The organism is Nodularia spumigena CCY9414 (assembly GCF_000340565.2).
GTDB classification, from domain to species: domain Bacteria; phylum Cyanobacteriota; class Cyanobacteriia; order Cyanobacteriales; family Nostocaceae; genus Nodularia; species Nodularia spumigena.
In genome coordinates this window covers 2,772,567-2,774,371 of record NZ_CP007203.1, presented here as the reverse complement: position 1 = coordinate 2,774,371, position 1,805 = coordinate 2,772,567, and the positions used below count along the sequence as shown (strand labels likewise).

At 43.0% G+C, this 1,805-nt stretch carries 2 protein-coding genes; both read right to left on the bottom strand.

The features are described 5' to 3' along the window. A partial coding sequence (locus NSP_RS12005) for a tetratricopeptide repeat protein (RefSeq protein WP_044482761.1) occupies positions 1-701 on the bottom strand: 701 nt, incomplete at its 3' end. Between the two features lie 71 nt (positions 702-772). Continuing rightward, the gene (locus NSP_RS12000) at positions 773-1,759 is read right to left on the bottom strand and encodes a tetratricopeptide repeat protein (protein WP_049950103.1); all 987 of its coding nucleotides are present in this window, start codon (positions 1,757-1,759) and stop codon (positions 773-775) included. Between the last annotated feature and the right edge of the window lie 46 nt (positions 1,760-1,805).

Genomic DNA, 1,805 nt, shown 5'->3' with positions numbered 1-1,805 from the left:
TAGAATTTTAAAGCATCTTCGTAGCGTTCTAAAGCTTGGTCACTACGTTTGAGAAACTGCAAAACATCGCCAATGGCTTTTAATGTATTAGCTTCACCCAAGCGAGCGCCTATATCGCGGTAGAATTTTAAAGCATCTTCGTAGCGTTCTAAAGCTTGGTCACTACGTTTGAGAAACTGCAAAACATCGCCAATGGCTTTTAATGTATTAGCTTCACCCAAGCGAGCGCCTATATCGCGGTAGAATTTTAAAGCATCTTCGTAGCGTTCTAAAGCTTGGTCACGTCGGTCTAGAAACTGCAAAACATCGCCAATGGCTTTTAATGTATTTGCTTCACCCAAGCGATCGCCTATATCGCGGTAGAATTTTAAAGCATCTTCGTAGCGTTCTAAAGCTTGGTCACTACGTTTGAGAAACTGCAAAACATCGCCAATGGCTATTAATGTATTTGCTTCACCCAAGCGAGCGCCTATATCGCGGTAGAATTTTAAAGCATCTTCGTAGCGTTCTAAAGCTTGGTCACGTCGGTCTAGAAACTGCAAAACATCGCCAATGGCTTTTAATGTATTTGCTTCACCCAAGCGATCGCCTATATCGCGGTAGAATTTTAAAGCATCTTCGTAGCGTTCTAAAGCTTGGTCACTACGTTTGAGAAACTGCAAAACATCGCCAATGGCTTTTAATGTATTAGCTTCACCCAAGCGAGCGCCTATATCGCGGTACGAATTTTAAACCGCATCTTCCGTTAGCGGTTCTAAAGGCCTTCGGTCACCTACGGTTNTAAGAAACTGCCAAAACTAGTCGCAAGTTGGGCTTTTAATGTATTTGCTTCACCCAAGCGATCGCCTATATCGCGGTAGAATTTTAAAGCATCTTCGTAGCGTTCTAAAGCTTGGTCACTACGTTTGAGAAACTGCAAAACATCGCCAATGGCTATTAATGTATTTGCTTCACCCAAGCGAGCGCCTATATCGCGGTAGAATTTTAAAGCATCTTCGTAGCGTTCTAAAGCTTGGTCACGTCGGTCTAGAAACTGCAAAACATCGCCAATGGCTTTTAATGTATTTGCTTCACCCAAGCGATCGCCTATATCGCGGTAGAATTTTAAAGCATCTTCGTAGCGTTCTAAAGCTTGGTCACTACGTTTGAGAAACTGCAAAACATCGCCAATGGCTTTTAATGTATTAGCTTCACCCAAGCGAGCGCCTATATCGCGGTAGAATTTTAAAGCATCTTCGTAGCGTTCTAAAGCTTGGTCACTACGTTTGAGAAACTGCAAAACATCGCCAATGGCTTTTAATGTATTAGCTTCACCCAAGCGAGCGCCTATATCGCGGTAGAATTTTAAAGCATCTTCGTAGCGTTCTAAAGCTTGGTCACGTCGGTCTAGAAACTGCAAAACATCGCCAATGGCTTTTAATGTATTTGCTTCACCCAAGCGATCGCCTATATCGCGGTAGAATTTTAAAGCATCTTCGTAGCGTTCTAAAGCTTGGTCACTACGTTTGAGAAACTGCAAAACATCGCCAATGGCTATTAATGTATTTGCTTCACCCAAGCGAGCGCCTATATCGCGGTAGAATTTTAAAGCATCTTCGTAGCGTTCTAAAGCTTGGTCACGTCGGTCTAGAAACTGCAAAACATCGCCAATGGCTTTTAATGTATTTGCTTCACCCAAGCGATCGCCTATATCGCGGTAGAATTTTAAAGCATCTTCGTAGCGTTCTAAAGCTTGGTCACTACGTTTGAGAAACTGCAAAACATCGCCATGGCTATTAATGTATTTGCTTCACCCAAGCGAGCGC